This window comes from Akkermansia sp. GGCC_0220, assembly GCF_017566105.1.
Lineage (GTDB): Bacteria > Verrucomicrobiota > Verrucomicrobiia > Verrucomicrobiales > Akkermansiaceae > Akkermansia > Akkermansia massiliensis.
Map to the genome: position 1 here is coordinate 1 of NZ_JABFCI010000021.1, position 18,197 is coordinate 18,197.

Sequence of the window (18,197 nt, forward strand, 5' to 3'; positions counted from 1 at the left end):
AGTTAGGCTTTTGTCATACTCCCCCTCCCTCGTGCCATTTTTTTGAACATTTTCTCCCGTGATGTTTCCGCAATAACTACAGTTCCTCTTTTTTGCCCCCTGCCAGGACGAAAAAAAGGGCTATTGAACGCAGGTGCTTCCTCCGCCCACCTCCATTGCATTCCTTCCCTTGAAAAGGAGACTGAACCATTTTGTTTTCCCATGGACGGAAAGGATTTTTTCTGCTATCTATAGGAAGTTTTTATTATTTTGCCATCTATGAAAAGATCATTCTGGATTGGAATTATCTGCGCTGCCTGCTGCCTGGGAAACATTCCTTCCTCATCCGCTGTACAAACAGCCAGTATAGGCTCCACTTTTTCCTGCACCTTCCTGGATTCCGGGGACCAGGGATTTTTTGATTCATCAAGCACCCATACATGGGACCAAGGCCAGATAGACGCTGCCATGCGGGCGTTGACCACATGGGATAGCTTGATCAATTCCACCCCGGGCAGAACACTTACTGTTGGCCTCACCTGGTACGACGGAGCCAATTCCTCCACTCTGGCCTCCGCCTATTCCCCTTATTTCTACTACCAGTCAAATGGACCGCAACAGGTTTCCACCCTGGTGGAGTCCGTCTGGCGCGATGGGAGCACGAGGACTGCCACGGGCTACGATATTTACATCCAGTGCAATACCTCTCATTTGAATTCTCTTTATTACGAGGCCGCCTTATCGGCGGAACATACGGGAAAATATGATTTTCAAAGCATCCTGACCCATGAGGTAGGGCATGCCGCAGGGTTTCTTTCCCTGGCGACACAAACCGGTACCTTCCAGGTCCAGTCCGGGAATGCTTCAGCAGCTTACAGCACCATGCTGTACACCAGGTATGATTCCCTGTTAACCAACCAGGAAGGCCAATCCATCGTGAATAAGGCCGGAAACGGGAATACGGCATTTACACTTGGAGAAACCCTGTCCCTGGGCGATACGGGGCTCACCGCCTATAACCCCGCCACCTGGCAGCAAGGGTCCAGCATGGCCCACATCGACAGCGCGAGCGATCCGGACGCCCTCATGCAGTATTCCATTTCGCCGGATACCTACCACCGTACCCTGACGGATGGAGAAATGGAATTGATGCGTTCCATGGGCTGGAAGATGGTTCCGGAGCCCGGCACCTCCACGCTTTCCCTGCTGGGGCTGGCCGTGCTCGCTTTACGAAGACGCCGCTGCTGACGGTTTCCTCTCCCGGATTTTCCTTTCACGCCGGCCAGACGGCAGTTTCCTTTAGCCGCCAGGGAGTGGATTGATAGCAGAAGGGCGTTCCTGCCAGGGAACGCCCTTCATGGTTTTTCCCGGCGGCACACCGGAAAAGCAGCCTTTTCAGTTATTTCTTTTCCTTGGTAAAGTCCAGCTTGCCGCCCTTTTCCCGCACCACGATTTCCGTCCCTTCCGGGAAGTCGCCCTCCAGGAGCTTGAGGCTGAGGGGGTCCAGCAGGTCATGCTGAATGGCCCGCTTGAGGGGACGCGCTCCATAGACGGGGTCAAAGCCATGGTCCGCCACCAGGGCCGTAGCCTCCGGAGTCATGCGCAGGAACAGGCCCTTGGCTTCCAGGCGCTTGCGGACGCGCTGGAGCTGGATGTCCACAATGCCTTTGAGTTCCTCCGCCGTCAGACGGTCAAAGATGATGATTTCATCAATGCGGTTCAGGAATTCCGGGCGGAAGTGGCCGCGCAGGGCTTCCATCGCCTTGGCTTCCCGCTGTTCCGCGTTGGATTCATTGAGGATGTACTGGCTGCCGATGTTGGAGGTCATGATGATGACGGTGTTCCGGAAGTCCACCGTACGCCCCTGGCCGTCCGTGATGCGGCCGTCATCCAATACCTGGAGCAGCACGTTGAAGACGTCCGGATGGGCTTTTTCAATTTCATCAAAGAGGACCACGCAGTACGGACGGCGGCGCACGGCTTCAGAGAGCTGGCCGCCTTCTTCATAACCCACATATCCGGGAGGCGCCCCGATGAGGCGCGCCACGGAGTGCTTTTCCATGTATTCGGACATGTCAATGCGCACGATGGCGTTTTCATTGTCAAAGAGGAATTCCGCCAGCGCCTTGCTGAGCTCCGTCTTGCCCACGCCCGTGGGGCCCAGGAACAGGAAGGAGCCGATGGGCCTGTTTTCATCCTGCAATCCCGCGCGGGCGCGCCGCACGGCGTCGGACACGGCCTTGACGGCCTGCTTCTGCCCGATCACGCGGGCGCCCAGGCGTTCTTCCATATGCACCAGCTTGGCGCGCTCCCCTTCCTGCAGGCGCGCGGCGGGAATGCCGGTCCAGGTGGCCACCACCTTGGCGATGTCCCCTTCCGTGACTTCCTCCTTGAGCAGGCCTCCGTCCTCCTTCTGCATTTTGTTGAGCTTTTCCTTGCCTTCCGTCAGGGCGCGTTCCGCTTCCGGAAGTTCACCGTACGTGATTTCGGAAGCGCGGGTCAGATCCCCCATTCTCTTGGCCCTTTCGCTTTCCAGCTTGAGGGCCTCTATTTTTTCCTGTTCCCTGCGGACGGCGTCCAGAACGTCTTTTTCACTTTTCCACTTGGCAATCATGGAGCCGGATTTTTCCTTCAGGTCCGCCAGATCCTTGGTGATTTTTTCCAGACGCGCCTTGCTGTCGGCATCCTCTTCCTTCACCAGGGCCTGCCGTTCCATTTCAAGCTGCATGGCTTCGCGTTCGATCTGGTCGATTTCCGTGGGCATGGAGTCCAGCTCAATCTTGAGCCGGGCCGCTGCTTCGTCCACCAGGTCCACCGCCTTGTCAGGCAGGAAACGGTCAGAGATATAACGGTCGGAAAGAGTGGCGGCAGCCACGATGGCGGCGTCCGTAATGCGCACGCCGTGGTGAACTTCATAACGTTCCTTCAGGCCGCGCAGAATGGCGATGGTGTCCTCCACGCTGGGTTCAGACACCATGACAGGCTGAAACCGTCGTTCCAGGGCCGCATCCTTTTCAATGTACTTGCGGTATTCGTCCAGCGTCGTCGCGCCGATGGTCCGCAGTTCGCCACGGGCCAGAGCGGGCTTAAGCAGGTTGGAGGCGTCCACCGCCCCTTCACTGGCGCCCGCGCCCACGATGGTGTGCAGTTCGTCAATGAACAGGATGATTTCACCGTTGGAGTCCGTCACTTCCTTGAGGAAGGATTTCAAGCGTTCTTCAAATTCGCCGCGGTATTTGGCCCCCGCGAGCATGGACCCGATGTTGAGGGACACAATGCGCTTGTTGCGCATGCTTTCCGGCACGTCACCGTTGACAATGCGCCGCGCCAGGCCTTCCGCAATGGCAGTCTTGCCCACGCCGGGCTCCCCGATGAGCACGGGGTTGTTCTTGGTCCGGCGGGAAAGGATCTGGAGGACGCGGCGGATTTCCGTATCACGGCCGATAACGGGGTCAATCTTGCCGGCGCGGGCGCGGGCCGTCAGGTCCGTGCCGTATTTTTCCAGCGTCTGGTATTTGCCTTCCGGGTTGTCGTCCGTCACGCGCTGGTTGCCGCGCACTTCCTTCATGGCGGCCAGATAGTTGTCCTTGGTCAGTCCAAAGGTGTCCGTCAACTGGTGCACCTTGTTCTGCGTGTCCAGAGCCCCCAGCATGAAGTGCTCCACGCTGAGGTAGTCATCCTTGAGCTTTTTGCGTTCATCCTCGGCGGCGTGCATCACCGTAGCCAGGTCACGACCCATCTGGGGCTGCGTGGTAGCACCGCTCTGGGTGGGTTCATGGGATACTTCCCTCTGGGCGGCCTGCAACAGCAGGCCCGGATCACAAGAGGCCTTCCGGAGAATAGGGGAAAGAATTCCGCCGTCCTGCTCCAGCAACGCCACCAGAACGTCCAGGGAGGAAATTTCCGGCTTCCCGAGCCGCCCTGCCGTCTGCTGCGCCTGCATCAGCGCTTCCTGAAATTTTGTTGTTAGATTGTTAAGCATGGTATGTTGGTAATTTAGACATAAGAATATCTCCAACCGTTGAATGGGAAAGCAGGATTTTTGCCGTTATCCAAATTTTTTTTGACCCTCCGAATTCCTTGTAATATTGTGGTGCATCCGGCGTATTTTACAGAACCCGCATTTTACCGGCCTTTTCTTTTTTCTGTCTCCAGTTTTTTACCAAAATGATCCGTCTTTCTTTTCTTCCGTTCCTATGCTCCGCCCTGCTCCTGGTTCAAACGGGAGCCTCCGGCAAGGAGATGCCTTCCCCCTATCCCGCTCCGGAACCCGGCGTCCGCCTGACACCGCCGGAATCACCGGCTCCCGTGCTGAACGAACCGCGGCTTTTTGGCGCACGTCCCGGCTCCCCCATCCAGTTCGCCATCTGCGCCAGCGGAGAACGCCCCATGAGCTTTGCCGCCGCCAAATTGCCCCCCGGCGTGAAGCTGGACAGGGAAACCGGCGTCATCACCGGTAAAATCAGCCGTCCGGGAACTTATGCCTTTCCCGTGCAGATAAGCAACAGCCACGGCAAAGCGAACGGGACCATCACTGTCCGCATCGGGAAGGAGATGTGCCTGACTCCCCCCATGGGCTGGAGCAGCTGGTATTCCTACAGCGGCGGCGTGAGCCAGGAAAATATCCTGAAAACCGCCCGGCTGCTCATCAGTTCCGGACTGGCCCAATACGGTTACCGCTATGTCAACATTGACGATTGCTGGCAAGGCGCCAGAGGCGGCAAGTACCGCGCCATCCAGCCCAACAAGCGTTTTCCGGATATGAAGTCCATGTGCCGTGAAATCCACAGCCTGGGGCTGAAAGCGGGGATTTACTCAACCCCGTGGATGGGAACTTACGCCGGCTACATGGGAGGCACTTCCCCCAATCCGCAGGGAGATTATTCCTCCCTGGCCCTTCCTGAAAACAAACGCCCGCAGCCCGATCAATTGTTCGGGAGCTGTCCGGGTTCCCAGCGGCTGGGAGCCGCCAAAACAGGCCCCGTATGGATGATTACCCAGGATGCCAGGCAGTGGGCGGAATGGGGGTTTGATTACGTCAAGATGGACTGGTACCTGATCGACGTGCCAAGCACGGAAAGAATCGCGGCGGATTTGAAAAAAAGCGGCAGGGATATTGTGCTGAGCGTTTCCAATTCCACCCCGTTCGAGATTGCCGGCCCCATCAGCAAAACGGCCAATGTCTGGCGCACGACGGGGGATATCGAAGACCACTGGGGCAGTTTGAAGAAGATCGCTTCCTCCCAGGAGAAATGGCAGCCCTATGCCGGACCGGGGCACTGGAATGATCCGGACATGCTTCAAATCGGCCGCCTGGGCAAGGTCGGAAAGGCGAATACCACATTCTCCCCCACCCGGCTGACTCCGGACGAGCAGTATTTCCAGATGTCCTTCTGGGCCATAATATCCGCCCCCCTGATTATTTCATGCGATCTGGAGCATCTGGACGATTTCACGCGGGGCATCCTGTGCAACCGGGAAGTGATCGCCGTCAACCAGACGTTTCACGGCCCTTCTGAAAAAGTCCTGTCCCAAGATGATGGAGAAGTATGGATCAAACCGCTGGGGGAAGGCCGTACCGCCGTCGGCTTTTTCAATAAAAGCAATAAAGGCCAGATCATTCATGTCCCCCTTTCCCGCCTCAAGCTGAAGTCTCCGCAAAACGCGCGCGACTTGTGGAAGCAGGAAAACGCCGGCACGGCAAACCGGGAAATGAAGGTGCGGCTCAATCCCCACGGAGCGGCCCTGTTTCTTCTGGAAGGCAAAAGATAGCCCCATGGTTCTGGAGAAGAGTTCCTCCCTTTCATTCATAAAATCCGCCCCGGCGACCGGAGAAAGATGCGGAACCAAGGCACCGGACAACTGCCGGACGATTTTTCCGCCAGGGTATTCCCCGGACCGGGACGGTCAACTATATACCACTAACTGGGGGGCAATGTATCCAGGGCGGCGTTCAGCGTCATCACGTTGATTACGTTTTCCCCCAGGATGCCGCCCGGAATGAGGTGTTCCGCCACCAATCGCCGCACTTTTTCCAGTGGCAGCTTGCGGGCCGCCGCCACGCGGGCCGCCTGGAATTCCGCCGCTTCCGGGGAAATGCAGGATTCCAGGCCGCTTCCGGAAGCGAACAGGAGATCTGCCGGAACAGGCGTTTCCTGCGGCAGGTTGTGGGCTTTCAGCAGGGCCGCCTTGCGCTCCGCCACCGTCCTGACCAGTTCTCCGGAAGTCCAGGAGAGGTTGCTGGCACCGGAAGGCATGGTGGCGTAGTCCCCGGCGGAGGGCCTGGGCCAGAAGTACCTGGCGGAAGTGAAGGGCTGGGCGATGAGCTCCGAGGCGATGACTTCCCCCCGTTCATTCCGGATCAGGGAGCCGTGCGCCTGATGGGGGAACAGAATCAGGCTGACAAGCGTGACAGCCAGGGGATAAATGCCGCCGGTGACGACGGCCAGCGCCAGAAACAGGCGCAGATTGGGAAATGTCCATTTCATAATGATTCAGCAGGTTGATTTTTAATTGTTCAGACGAGGTGCAGGGCGGTGACGGCCATGTCGATGAGCTTGATGCCGATGAACGGCGCAATCAGGCCGCCTACCCCGTAAATGAGGATGTTGCGCTTCAGCAGGGAGGCTGCTCCCGCCGGTCGGTAGGAAACCCCCTTCAAGGCCAGTGGAATAAGCGCCACGATAATGAGGGCGTTGAAGATCACCGCGCTGAGGATGGCGCTCTGCGGGGAGTGCAGTCCCATCACGTTCAGGGCGGAAAGCGGCCCCCGGGCCATGCCGTCAGCCACAAAGAGGCCCGCAAACATGGCGGGGATGATGGCGAAGTACTTGGCCACGTCATTGGCGAAGGAGAAGGTGGTCAGCGCGCCGCGGGTGATCAGCATTTGCTTGCCGATTTCCACGATTTCAATCAGCTTGGTCGGGTTGCTGTCCAGGTCTACCATGTTGCCCGCCTCCCGGGCGGCCTGCGTGCCGGTGTTCATCGCCACGCCCACATCGGCCTGGGCCAGGGCGGGAGCGTCGTTGGTGCCGTCCCCGGTCATGGCCACCAGATGGCCTTCCGCCTGTTCTTCACGGATGCGCGCCAGCTTCATTTCCGGCGTGGCTTCCGCAATGAAGTCATCCACTCCGGCCTCCGCCGCAATGGATGCGGCAGTCAGGGCATTGTCCCCTGTCACCATGACGGTGCGGATGCCCATGGCCCGGAGCCGGGCGAAGCGTTCCTTAATGCCGCCCTTGACGATGTCTTTCAGGTAAATGACGCCCAGCACGTCCCTTCCCCGGGCCACCACCAGCGGCGTGCCGCCGGCACGCGCGACGTTCTGCACGGTCATTTCCACCTCCTGCGGGAAGGCTCCGCCCTGGTCCTTCACCCACTGCGCCACGCTTTCCGCAGCGCCTTTCCGGATGGAAACGGCCGGCTGGCCGTCGTGCGCCGCAATGTCCACGCCGCTCATGCGGGTGGAAGCGGAGAACGGAACAAAGGTGATGTGGTCCGCGTCCATGTGGCGGCCCCGGATTCCAAATTGCTTTTTGGCCAGTACTACGATGCTGCGCCCTTCCGGCGTTTCATCGGACAGGGAGGCGAGCTGGGCGGCTTCCGCCAGCTGCTGGTCCTCCACGCCGGGTGCAGGCAGGAATTCATTCGCCATGCGGTTGCCGAAGGTGATGGTTCCGGTTTTGTCCAGCATCAGCACATCAATGTCCCCGGCCGCTTCCACGGCACGGCCGGACGTAGCCAGCACGTTCCGGCGCACCAGCCGGTCAATGCCGCTGATGCCGATGGCGCTCAGCAGGCCGCCGATCGTCGTCGGAATCAGGCACACCAGCAGGGAGACCAGAACGGGCAGGGAGATATGGCCATCCGCTCTGAAGCCCAGCGCCCGGGCGGAATCTTCAATGTATCCGGCCATGGCTGGGAGGGAAAGCACTACGGCAATGAAGACGATGGTCAGCGCCACGAGCAGGATGCCCAGCGCGATTTCATTGGGCGTCTTCTGCCGGCTGGCGCCCTCCACCATGGCGATCATGCGGTCCAGGAAGGTATTGCCCGGTTCCGCCGTGATGCGGATGACGATGCCGTCGCTGATCACGCGGGTGCCCCCCGTTACGGCGCTGCGGTCTCCCCCGCTTTCACGGATGACCGGGGCGGATTCCCCGGTAATGGCGGATTCGTCCACGCTGGCGATGCCTTCAATCACCTCGCCGTCAAGCGGAATGATGTCCCCGGCCTCGCACAGCACTTTTTGCCCCTTGCGCAGCTCGGAAACGGAGACTATTTCCTCCGTCCCCTTGTCCGTCAGCAGACGGGCGTTCACATAGACGCGCATTTTTTTCAGAGCGTCCGCCTGGGCCTTTCCACGGCCTTCCGCCAATGCTTCCGCAAAGTTGGCGAACAGGACGGTGAACCAGAGCCAGAGCGTGACTTGCAGGGTAAAGCCGAAAGGCTGCCCGGCGGCGGCATCCCGGATAAGGACGACCGTAGCAACCAGGGCACCGATGGCCGTGACGAATATCACGAAGTTTTTGGATAAAGCACGCGGGTCAAATTTGCGCAGCGCATCCCGGAAGGCCGTTTTCAGCATGGCCCCGTTGCACCAGGATTGATTCTTTTTTTCTTCTTTCATCATCGTAAAATCTGGATTGTTGGTGAATGCTACTTACAGCATGGTTCCCGAATACAGGAGCAGATGTTCCAGAATGGGCCCCAGGGCCAGGGCCGGGAAGAAGGTGAGGGCGCCTACAATCAGCACCACGGCCACCAGCAGAACCATGAACATCAGGTTGTCCGTCGCCATGGTGCCCTGGGCCGGAGGCGCGGTTTTCTTGGATACCATGCTGCCCGCAATGATCATCACCGGAATGATGGCTCCGAAGCGGGCCAGCAGCATCGCCAGGCCGCCCAGCACGGAATAGAAAGGCGTATCCCCCACAGCCAGGCCGGCAAAGGCGCTGCCGTTGTTCCCGGCCTGGGAACCGAAGCAGTACAGGATTTCCGTCAGCCCGTGGGGTCCGGCATTGCAGATGGATTCACGCCCCACTTCCGTAGCGGCGGCCAGTCCGCTCATAAGCAGGACGGTTATGCCGGGCAGCAGAACGCCCACCATGGACCAGCGCACTTCCCGCGCTTCAATTTTTTTGCCCAGGAATTCGGGAGTACGCCCCACCATCAGCCCGCACAGGAAGACGGTGATCATGGCGAACATCAGCATGCCGTACAGGCCGCAGCCCAGACCGCCGAAGATCACTTCACCCAGCAGCATGTTGAACAGGGCAATGCCGCCGCCCAGCGGGGACATGCTGCAGTGCATGCAGTTCACGGAGCCGTTGGAGGAGGCCGTCGTAGCCACGGACCAGAGGGAGCTGTTCGTCACGCCCAGGCGCACTTCCTTGCCTTCCAGCATTTCCATGCCGGGGAACAGCGGGTTCCCCGTGTGTTCCGCCCACTGGGAAAGCCCGATGGTCGTCACAAGCAGAAGCATCATGGCGCCGAAGATGATCCAGCCCTGCCTTTTTTTCCCGATCATCACGCCGTAGGCATACGGGCAGGCGCAGCCGATCAGGAGCAGGGAGAGCATTTCAACCATGTTGCTGAACGGCGTGGGGTTTTCAAAGGGGTGCGTGCTGTTGTTCCCGAAGAAGCCGCCGCCGTTCGTCCCAAGCTGCTTGATGGCCACCTGGGAGGCCGCCGGACCGTTGGGAATCACCTGCTCCACGCCGTCCATGCCCGGTACGGTGGCGGGTCCGTCAAAGGACTGCACCACCCCCTGGGAGACCAGCAGAAGCGCGACGACCACGGAAATCGGAATCAGAAAGTACAAGGTACTGCGCGTCAGGTCCGCCCAGAAGTTGCCCAGAGTGGAGGCGCATTTCCTTTTCAGACCGCGGATCAGGGCGGCCATGACGGCAATCCCCGTGGCGGCGCTGACGAAGTTCTGCACGCCCAGCCCGGTCATCTGGACAAAGTAGCTGATGCCTTCCGGCCCTTCGCCGGAGTAGAACTGCCAGTTCGTGTTGGTCATGAAGCTGATGGCCGTATTCAGGGCAATGTCCCACCGCATGTTTTCCGTGCCGGCGGGATTCAGCGGCAGCCATTTCTGGCACAGCAGGGAAAGGAACAGGATGAGGAATCCGGCGGCGTTGAACAGAAGAACGGCCGTCAGATACTTTTTCCAGTCCATTTCGCGGGAGGGGTCCACGCCGGCCACACGGTAGGTGCAGCGCTCCACGGGACCAAGAACCGGGGAAAGCCAGCTCCGCTTTCCCTGTAAAACATTCGCCAGCCACTTCCCGAGCAACGGAGTGAAGGCGACCAGTATGCCTATGAATAGGACAATGATTAACAAGTCGTGTGAGGACATAACGCAACTTTATACATGTTCCGGAAATTCCGGGTAGTTAACAAGGGGCTGCCGGACATTAAGAAATTGTTAATTTCCCTCTGGAAGCCCGTTTTTCATGACGCCAGTACGCCGTTAGAATTCCACGCCCAGGCGGAAGCCCACCCAGAACTCGTCTCCGGCGTCCCTGCGGCGCAGCACCGTAGCCGCCTGGGAATAATTGACGGAGCCGGAAAGGGAATAATGTTCCGCAAACCGCCACGTCACGCCCAGGCTCCAGTCAATGCAGTTGGAGCCGTCGTCATAGTCCACGTTATAACCGCCGTTGTACCCGTACCTGGCCATGGGCGTTACCGTCACGTTCTCCACGGGGGACCATTCCAGTTGCACAAAGGCGCTGTAATAGGCTTCAAAATCCTGGTGTTCCACCTTCACCTGGGTTTCCGCCCCCACGGTCAGCCAGTCCGTCACGGCATAGGAGACGGTCAGGGCCGGATTGGCTACGTTGTAGTCCTGCGTGAAATAGAACTGGTGCTCATACCAGGGATTGACGGTCCACTTCCCCAGCTTCCAGGCGTAACCCAGAACCAGGTCCAGCTCGTCATAATTGGAGGAATCCCCCCCGGCGTACCAGGCGCTGAGCGTAAGGTCTTTCCAGGAGATGCTCGGAGCCACTTCCCAGATGCCGCTGCCCGGCAGGCAGTCCAGCCCTTCCGTCACGTATCTGCTGGACCAGCCCGCGGAAAGGGAGAAAGCCCAGTCCGTGTCCGTAGAAGGGATGGCGGCCTCCTGCGCGTTGGCCAGGGAGGGAGAGGAGGGAGAGGCCGTTTCCCCGCCCATGCAGACGGTTCCTGCCATCATGGCGCAGCCCAGAACTGCGGCCCCTATGTTTTTTGCGGTGTGTGTAATCTTCATAAAGACGTATCGAATACGTCCTAAATCCTACACAGCATATTGACCTTCGTGAAGTTAAGCCATGCCCTGCAACCGTTATGAAAAAATATATTTCCCGGCTTCCACGGGTGGAAGGCCACAGCCTTTCCCGGCCCGCGGAAATGGGAAAAAGATTTATTCAGCTCCGTCCGCCGCAATCCTGTACCCCAGGCCGGATTCCGCGCGGAGGATGCGGTTTTCCGGATCGGAATCCCCCAGCTTCTGGCGCAGGTGGGCGATGTGCACCCGCAGGTAGTGCGTATCTTCCTCATGCTGGGGGCCCCAGATTTCACGGAGAAGCTGGCGGTGGGTCATCACCTTGCCCTGATGGAGCAGCAGAAGGCGCAGAATGCCGTATTCCTTGGAGGTCAGATGGATTTCCTCCTTCCCCTTCTCCACGCGCCGGGAGCTCAGGTCCACAATGATGGATCCCAGCCGGAATACGGAGGGCTCCCTGTCCGGCCGGTTGCGCCGCAGCATCACGCGCAGGCGCGCCAGCAGTTCCCGGCCGCTGAACGGCTTGGTCAGGTAATCGTCCGCCCCGGCGTCCAGGGCGTCCACCTTCTCATCCTCCCTGTCCCAGGCCGTCAGGATCAGAATGGGAACCTGCGTCCATTCCCGGAGCTGTTTGAGCACTTCCAGTCCGTTGATGTCCGGAAGGCCCAGGTCCAGAATAATGGCGTCCGGCCGTTTCAGAGCGGTCTCGCTCAGGCCGAGCTGCCCGTTTTCACACTCGCGGACATGGTAGCCTGCGCCGGTCAGCGTCAGGTTCAGGAGACGGCGTATCTGCCGTTCGTCATCAATAACCAGGATATCTGCGGGAAGGTCGCTCATAACACGGGGAAGGAAGGTTTATTCTTCAGGAACATGATCATGCTCCACCAGGGGAAGGACAAGACGGAAACAGGTTCCGGCGGGAACGGCAACCAGGGTAACGGCTCCCCGCTGCGCCTCCATGAAACCGCGCACGATGGAAAGCCCCAGGCCCAGGCCGCCGGGCCGCGTCGTCCGGAAACGCTCAAAAATGGTTTCCGCCCGTTCGGGGGGAATGCCCGGCCCCAGGTCATGGACATCCAGCCAGACCTGGCCGCGCACGGGATCGGCGCCGCCCTTCAGCGTAATGGGGGTTCCCGCAGGAGTATGCACGCAGGCATTCAGCAGCAGATTGACCAGCACCTGCTCCATCAGGGAGAAATCCGCCTTCACCAGCGGATAATCCGGCGGCAGGGCGACAGACACGGGATGGTCCCGGCGCGCCTCCCTGGTGGCGGCCAGAGCCCCTTCAATCACATCCCCCAGGTCGCACCAGTCCAGTTTGGGCTTCAGGGCGCCGGATTCCAGGCGGCTCACGTCCAGCAAATTTTTCACCAGGCGGCGCAGGCGGCGTGCGGCCAGCAGGATTTCCCCATACTCCTCCCGTTCCTCCGGCGCGGACGCGGCGCGCCCGGCCAGCTTCTCACAGCCGCCCTCAATCACGGCCAGAGGCGTCTTGAACTCATGGGAAACGCTGTCCAGCAGGGAGCGGTGCAGTTTTCCGGATTCCTCCATGAGCCGCGTACGCGCCCGTTCCGCCCGCAGTTCTTCACGTTCCAGCGCCATGGCCAGCTGCGCGCCCATGCTTTCCAGCAAATCCTTCTGCCCTGCCGTAAGGCGCTCCCCTTCCTCCGGCCTCACGCCCAGCACGCCCATGCAGCGTTCCCCGGACATCATGGGGAGGTAAAACCCTTCCGCCACCGGGAGCGTATCCGTAAACCTGCCTGCGGGCCGGCGGTGCTCCAGGCACCAGGCAGCCACGCTCCATTCCTTGTCATCCATGGAAAAAGCCCCCCCGGATTCCCAAAGCTTCAGCCTGCGGCCGCTGCCTTCCGGCGTCATGACCGCCAGGCGCACCCCCATAATCTGGCTGATCTGCCCTGCGGCGACGGAAATCAGGGAAGGCACGTCCGAGGCGGACCCAATGGCCCGCGAATACAGGAACAGGGCATTCGTCTTTTTTTCCCGTTCCCGCTCCTCCTGCTCGCGGACCCTCAGGCGGGAAGTGAGCCGCCCCGTGGAGAGAGCCACCAGAAAGAAGAAAAGGCACATCAGGGCATCCTCCAGCCGTTCTATCTTGAACGTCATCACCGGGGGAATGAACAGCAGGTTCCACAGCAGGGCGCTCAGCGCAGCGGCCATCAGCATGGCCCAGCGGGAACGGATGAAAAAGCCCAGGCCCACTACTCCCGCCAGATACAGGAAGCCGGGAGCGAAATAACCGGTAAACGCGGAAATCAACAGGCCGATTCCCGTAACGGCCGCCGTCACGCCTGCGGCCAGCCAGTAGTCCCGGCCATATTTTTCCGTTTCCCGGTGCCAGCTCTTCCACCGGTTCCGGACCGGACCGGGAGCGGCGGGAACTACGTAAATGTCAATCTGGTCGCTCCCCTTTACCAGTTTGTCCACCAGGGACATGGGCCGCACCAGCCCCCACAGGTAAGCCTCCTGCGGCTTGCCCACCACAATCTGGCTGACATTTCTCAAAAAGGCCATGCGGAGCAGCGTCTCCGCCAGGTCGGAACCGGGCATCACGATCACTTCCGCACCCAGCCGCCGCGCCAGCTCCAGGTTGGCGTCCAGCCGCTGCTGCTGTTCGGGGGACAGCGGCACGCCCGTATCCACGGAAAGGGCAATCCACGGAGCGTTCAGGGCGTAAGCCATGCGCCGCGTCCAGCGCACCAGCCGGGCGGAAAACGGGCTGGGCCCCACGGCTACCATCAGCCGTTCCCCGCTGCGCCAGATGGAGCGGTCCCCGGAGATGGTGCGCACCTCCGTCAGCTCATGGTCCACCTTCTCCGCCATGATGCGCAGGGCCAGTTCCCGGAGGGCCGTAAGGTTGGACTCCTTGAAAAAATGGTTCAGCGCGGCGGAAGCCTGGGGAGCGCTGTATACCTTCCCTTCCTGAAGACGCGTCCGCAACTGCTCCGGCGTGATGTCCACCAACTGGATGCAGTCCGCCTCCGCCAGCACGGAATCCGGCACGGTTTCCTGTACGGGAGCGGCGGTAATGTCATGAACGGTATCGGAACGGCTTTCCAGATGCTGCACGTTCAGCGTGGTGTAAACGTCTATCCCTGCGGCCAGCAAATCCTCCACATCCTGGTAGCGCTTCCTGTGACGCATTCCGGGAACGTTCGTATGCGCCAGCTCGTCCACCAGAATGAGCTGGGGCTTCACGCGCAGCGCCTCCTCCAGGTCGAACTCCTCCATCTGCACGCCCCGGTAAGCCATTTTCTTCATGGGAAGGCGCGGCAGCCTGCCGATAAGGCGCATCGTATCCTCCCGGCCATGGGATTCCGCCACGCCGATCATGACCTGCACGCCCTTGCCCGCCGCCTGGATGGCGGCCTCCAGCATGGCGTACGTCTTGCCCACTCCCGGCGCCATGCCGAAGAAGATTTTCAGCAGGCCGCGGCCGGGGCGGGATTCCTCCCTCCGGATGGAGGCCAGAATCCTGTCTGCCCGCTGGCTGTCCGAATGCGTTTCTGAAAACATGAAAAAAGGGAACCGTAATGGTATCCGGCTTGAATGTTAGAATTAACCTAATAGAAGACCGTTCAAGGTGCAAATAAAACAGACCAGAAAAAACGTTAAAATTTTATTAAATTCCACCCCCCTTCCCCATTTTTGTTTCCATTCTTCCCTCTTTTCGTTATCAAGCATTTTTAAATTTTCCTCTTTCCTTTCCACAATGAACGCCTTCCAGACTATTCTCCGCACCGTCGCCTCTTCCGCAGTCCTGTTTCTCCTGCTCCTGGGAACCGCCCTGGCGCGGGGAGCGGAGGAAGCCGCTTCTGAAAACTTCGACTCCTTTCCGACGGGCAGCTTCACCTCCCTGGAAACCGCTCTGGGGACCATGACGGCGGAAAGCGGGCATGCCGCCATCGCCAGCAACCGCTGTTCCTCCCAGCCCAACTGCATGCGGCTCATCGGCCTGGGCGCCGGGACGAAAAGCACGGCCACGCTGATGCTGCCCGCTCCCCTCGCCGTCAAAAAGACGCTTGCCCTGACCGGGGAACGCTGGACGTCCGACAGCCCCTTTTCCTTTACCATCCACGCCGCGGACGGGGAAGGGAATGAAACACTGGTCGCGGACGGCTCCTCCCTGAAAACGGGCAGCAATCCCATGACCCAGCAGGTGAGGGGCGCCATCCCTTCCGGCACCGCGCGCCTCATCTTCCGCTGCGAGGCCCCCGCCAATAAGGGCGTTCTTTTCGACGATCTGGTCTTTTCCGAATTCAACCCCCTCTCCAGCACCGCGGAAGCATGGCCGGCCATGATCCGCATGGAGGCCAACGGCATCCTCCGCTTTTCCCTGACGGAACTCCCCGCTGCGTATGACGGCATGGCCGTCACGGTGGACATGAGCCCGTCCGACGACCTGGGTGACATTGAAAGCATTTCCCTTTACACCGGTGACGCGGACGGCATCTATTCCGCGCCCGCCTACGGCAGCAGCGGCCACGGCGCCATGAGCACCACGGGCGTCCTTGCCAGCCCGGCCCAGCCGCCGGCTCCCGTCATGACGTTCCCCGTCACTCCGGGGGTTCTCACGAACGGACGGCAATACTACTTCTGGGTCAGCGTCAAGCTCAAGAACTCCGCCAGCATGGACCACAAGGTGGGCGCCAGAATCACCTCCGTCACCGTGGACGGGCAAACGACTGATGTTGCCGATGGAGTGACGGCCAGGCAGCGGATAGGCTATGCCGTCGCCAAGGCGAACGATCCGGTTTACGGAGGCCCCTTGGAAGGAAAGGCCTCCAGGAAATTCCGCATTCCGGGCATTGTGCGCGCCAGGAACGGGGATCTGGTCTCCGTTTTCGACATCCGCTACGACGGCCGGAACGACATGCAGGCCAACATCGATACGGGATGCAGCCGTTCCACGGACAACGGACGCACCTGGACGCCCGTCAACGTGGCCGTCAACTTCAACCCCACGGGCGATTCCGCCAACGACTACCATTCCGGCTACGGCGTCAGCGACCCCTGCATCCTTCTGGATGAAGTCAACGGTACCCTGTGGGTGGCAGGCATCGCCAGGCACGGGCTGGCCTCCTCCAAGGCCAACGTGGACGTGGAAAGCCTGGAAACCGCCCAGTATGTGGTAGCGTACAGCACGGACAACGGCCGGACATGGGGTTCCGCGGACCCCGGCACGGGGGAGTTCGTAAAAATGAAACCCCGGAGCATCAACAAGGACATCAAGAACAGGGCCTGGAAATCCTTTTTCCAGGGTCCGGGCCACGGCATTACGATGAAGAAGACGGTCAACGGCGTACGCCCCATTGTCTTTCCTTCCCAGATATGGACGGGCGCCAGCGGCGCGGGAACTCCCCAGTCCTGCATCATTTATTCTCTGGACCGCGGCCAGACCTGGATCAGCGAGGACACCGGCAAATCCGGCACGCCCGGCATCGGAGCCGGCTCCAGCGAATGCGCAGTCACGGAGCTCAGCGACGGGCGCCTGATGCTCAACGCCCGCAATGAAAGCAGGAGCGGGTACCGTAAGGTCTTCACGACGGACGACATGGGGAAGACGTGGACGGCTCATGCCACCAACCTGAAAGCCCTGCCGGAGCCCGCCGCCTGCCAGGCCAGCCAGCTCGCCGTGGAAAACTCCGCGAACATCAGCAGGGCCCTCCTTTTCTCCAACCCTGATAAAACTTCCGCCCCCCGCGCCCGAATGACCCTCAAAGCCTCCTTTGACGAAGGCGCCACATGGCCCTCCAGCCGCCAGGTTCTTTACGATTCCCGCCCCTGCTGCGGCTATTCCGACATCTGTGAAACGGGAGACGGCCACATCGGCGTGCTGTATGAAGGGCTCAACGGGGACGAAAATATCTTCTTCCTGCGCATTCCGTATGATGAATTCCTTCCTTCCCTGGACGTTCCCGCCGCCGGGGCGCCCGTCCGCGTGGGACCGGAAGGCGTGACGGCAGCCACGTTCACCGTCTCCAGCGACGATTCCTGGACGGCGTCCTCTTCCGCTGGCTGGATCACCGTCTCTCCCTCTTCCGGCTCCGGAAACGGCTCCGTCACCTACAGCGTGGACCGCTGGGAAGGCGCGGGCGAACGCACCGGAACCATCACGGTTGCCGTTCCTGGCGTCCAGCCGGTCTCCGTCACTATCATCCAGTCCGGCAGGGCCCCTGCGCTGGCGGTTTCCCCCGCTGCGCTGGTGCTTCCCAAAAACGGGGGAACGGCGGTCTTCTCCGTCACCTGCGACGCCGCCTGGAATGTCTCCAAAACGGCGGACTGGATAAACATCACCGGCATGCAGGGAGCGGATACAGGCAATGGAACCGTATCCATTGCCGCAGAGGCCAATGCCGCGGAAGGCTCCCGTACGGCGCAGCTTTCCTTTTCCTCCTTTGGAACCGTCCGCTCCGCCACCGTGACTCAGCGGGGGCAGAAACGCACGTGGAATGAATGGAAGGAGGATGAAATCACCTCCCGGGACCCGGACACGGACCAGACAGGCCCCAATGATTCCCCGGCCGGGGACGGCATCCCCAACCTGTTGAAATACGCCACAGGATTGGATCCCCTCAAACCCTGCGGTAGCGTCGTGCAGGTCACCGCGGAGGAAGCGGGCGGAGACGCCTGCCTGGTACTGGGCTGGCCCGTCAACCCGGAAGCCACCGGAATCAGGCACGCAGTGGAAGCCTCGGAAGACCTCCAGACCTGGACGGAGACGGCGGAAGTGAAAACGGAAGGCAAAAGCTCCGCCACTTTCCGGGATGCCGTGCCCATGAACGCGGAAAGTCCCCGGCGGAGATTCCTGCGCCTGAAAATTTCCCGTGAAGGGGAAAGCCCGCTTTAAGGGCAAAACAAGCACGCGGCACCGGGAATCTTCCGGCAAGGGGAAAAAAGCCTTTTTCCCTCAGCCCATCCTTTTCCG

Annotated in this window: 11 protein-coding genes; 3 read left to right on the forward strand and 8 right to left on the reverse strand. The window is 60.3% G+C overall.

The window, feature by feature from the left end; genetic code table 11:
• Positions 1-224: 224 nt before the first annotated feature.
• Positions 225-449, reverse strand: coding sequence for a hypothetical protein (locus tag HJW02_RS11965; protein WP_180971132.1), 225 nt, complete (start codon positions 447-449; stop codon positions 225-227).
• Positions 450-474: 25 nt separating this feature from the next.
• Here HJW02_RS11965 and HJW02_RS11970 point away from each other — a divergent pair, with 25 nt between their 5' ends.
• Positions 475-1,227, forward strand: coding sequence for a PEP-CTERM sorting domain-containing protein (locus HJW02_RS11970; RefSeq protein WP_102721307.1), 753 nt, complete (start codon positions 475-477; stop codon positions 1,225-1,227).
• 151 nt (positions 1,228-1,378) lie between these two features.
• Here the strand turns inward: HJW02_RS11970 and clpB are convergent, their stop codons facing one another.
• Positions 1,379-3,961 (reverse strand): ATP-dependent chaperone ClpB, encoded by a 2,583-nt coding sequence (clpB, locus tag HJW02_RS11975; protein ID WP_102726475.1) that lies wholly within the window; start codon positions 3,959-3,961, stop codon positions 1,379-1,381.
• 185 nt (positions 3,962-4,146) lie between these two features.
• Between clpB and HJW02_RS11980 the strand changes: the two genes are divergently transcribed.
• Positions 4,147-5,751, forward strand: coding sequence for a putative Ig domain-containing protein (locus HJW02_RS11980; RefSeq protein ID WP_102721305.1), 1,605 nt, complete (start codon positions 4,147-4,149; stop codon positions 5,749-5,751).
• A 149-nt stretch (positions 5,752-5,900) separates the two neighbouring features.
• Here the strand turns inward: HJW02_RS11980 and kdpC are convergent, their stop codons facing one another.
• The 6 genes from kdpC to HJW02_RS12010 all read right to left on the reverse strand — a co-directional run bounded on the left by kdpC (position 5,901) and on the right by HJW02_RS12010 (position 14,785).
• Positions 5,901-6,467 (reverse strand): potassium-transporting ATPase subunit KdpC, encoded by a 567-nt coding sequence (gene kdpC / locus HJW02_RS11985; protein WP_102721304.1) that lies wholly within the window; start codon positions 6,465-6,467, stop codon positions 5,901-5,903.
• 29 nt (positions 6,468-6,496) lie between these two features.
• Positions 6,497-8,608 (reverse strand): potassium-transporting ATPase subunit KdpB, encoded by a 2,112-nt coding sequence (gene kdpB, locus HJW02_RS11990; protein WP_102721335.1) that lies wholly within the window; start codon positions 8,606-8,608, stop codon positions 6,497-6,499.
• 33 nt (positions 8,609-8,641) lie between these two features.
• Positions 8,642-10,342 carry a potassium-transporting ATPase subunit KdpA gene (gene kdpA / locus HJW02_RS11995; RefSeq protein WP_022397914.1) on the reverse strand — a complete coding sequence of 567 codons (1,701 nt, stop codon included), beginning with the start codon at positions 10,340-10,342 and terminating at the stop codon, positions 8,642-8,644.
• Positions 10,343-10,456: 114 nt separating this feature from the next.
• Positions 10,457-11,236 carry a TonB-dependent receptor gene (locus tag HJW02_RS12000; protein ID WP_102733272.1) on the reverse strand — a complete coding sequence of 260 codons (780 nt, stop codon included), beginning with the start codon at positions 11,234-11,236 and terminating at the stop codon, positions 10,457-10,459.
• Positions 11,237-11,389: 153 nt separating this feature from the next.
• Positions 11,390-12,088 (reverse strand): response regulator, encoded by a 699-nt coding sequence (locus tag HJW02_RS12005; protein ID WP_102721302.1) that lies wholly within the window; start codon positions 12,086-12,088, stop codon positions 11,390-11,392.
• 18 nt (positions 12,089-12,106) lie between these two features.
• A complete protein-coding gene (locus HJW02_RS12010; RefSeq protein WP_102721301.1) occupies positions 12,107-14,785 on the reverse strand; it encodes a sensor histidine kinase KdpD in 2,679 nt (892 codons plus the stop codon).
• A gap of 196 nt (positions 14,786-14,981) precedes the next feature.
• On the opposite strand from HJW02_RS12010, the gene HJW02_RS12015 reads away from it, so the two are divergent.
• On the forward strand, positions 14,982-18,119 hold the full coding sequence (locus tag HJW02_RS12015; protein WP_102721300.1) for an exo-alpha-sialidase: 3,138 nt from the start codon (positions 14,982-14,984) through the stop codon (positions 18,117-18,119).
• Positions 18,120-18,197 lie beyond the last annotated feature (78 nt).

Excerpts from the sequence above, each read along its gene's own strand:
- HJW02_RS11965 (WP_180971132.1), bottom strand. The coding sequence starts at position 449 with ATGGCAGCGTCTATCTGGCCTTGGTCCCATGTATGGGTGCTTGATGAA.
- clpB (WP_102726475.1), bottom strand. The coding sequence starts at position 3,961 with ATGCTTAACAATCTAACAACAAAATTTCAGGAAGCGCTGATGCAGGCG.
- HJW02_RS11980 (WP_102721305.1), top strand. The coding sequence starts at position 4,147 with ATGATCCGTCTTTCTTTTCTTCCGTTCCTATGCTCCGCCCTGCTCCTG.
- kdpC (WP_102721304.1), bottom strand. The coding sequence starts at position 6,467 with ATGAAATGGACATTTCCCAATCTGCGCCTGTTTCTGGCGCTGGCCGTC.
- kdpB (WP_102721335.1), bottom strand. The coding sequence starts at position 8,608 with ATGAAAGAAGAAAAAAAGAATCAATCCTGGTGCAACGGGGCCATGCTG.
- kdpA (WP_022397914.1), bottom strand. The coding sequence starts at position 10,342 with ATGTCCTCACACGACTTGTTAATCATTGTCCTATTCATAGGCATACTG.
- HJW02_RS12000 (WP_102733272.1), bottom strand. The coding sequence starts at position 11,236 with ATGAAGATTACACACACCGCAAAAAACATAGGGGCCGCAGTTCTGGGC.
- HJW02_RS12005 (WP_102721302.1), bottom strand. The coding sequence starts at position 12,088 with ATGAGCGACCTTCCCGCAGATATCCTGGTTATTGATGACGAACGGCAG.
- HJW02_RS12010 (WP_102721301.1), bottom strand. The coding sequence starts at position 14,785 with ATGTTTTCAGAAACGCATTCGGACAGCCAGCGGGCAGACAGGATTCTG.
- HJW02_RS12015 (WP_102721300.1), top strand. The coding sequence starts at position 14,982 with ATGAACGCCTTCCAGACTATTCTCCGCACCGTCGCCTCTTCCGCAGTC.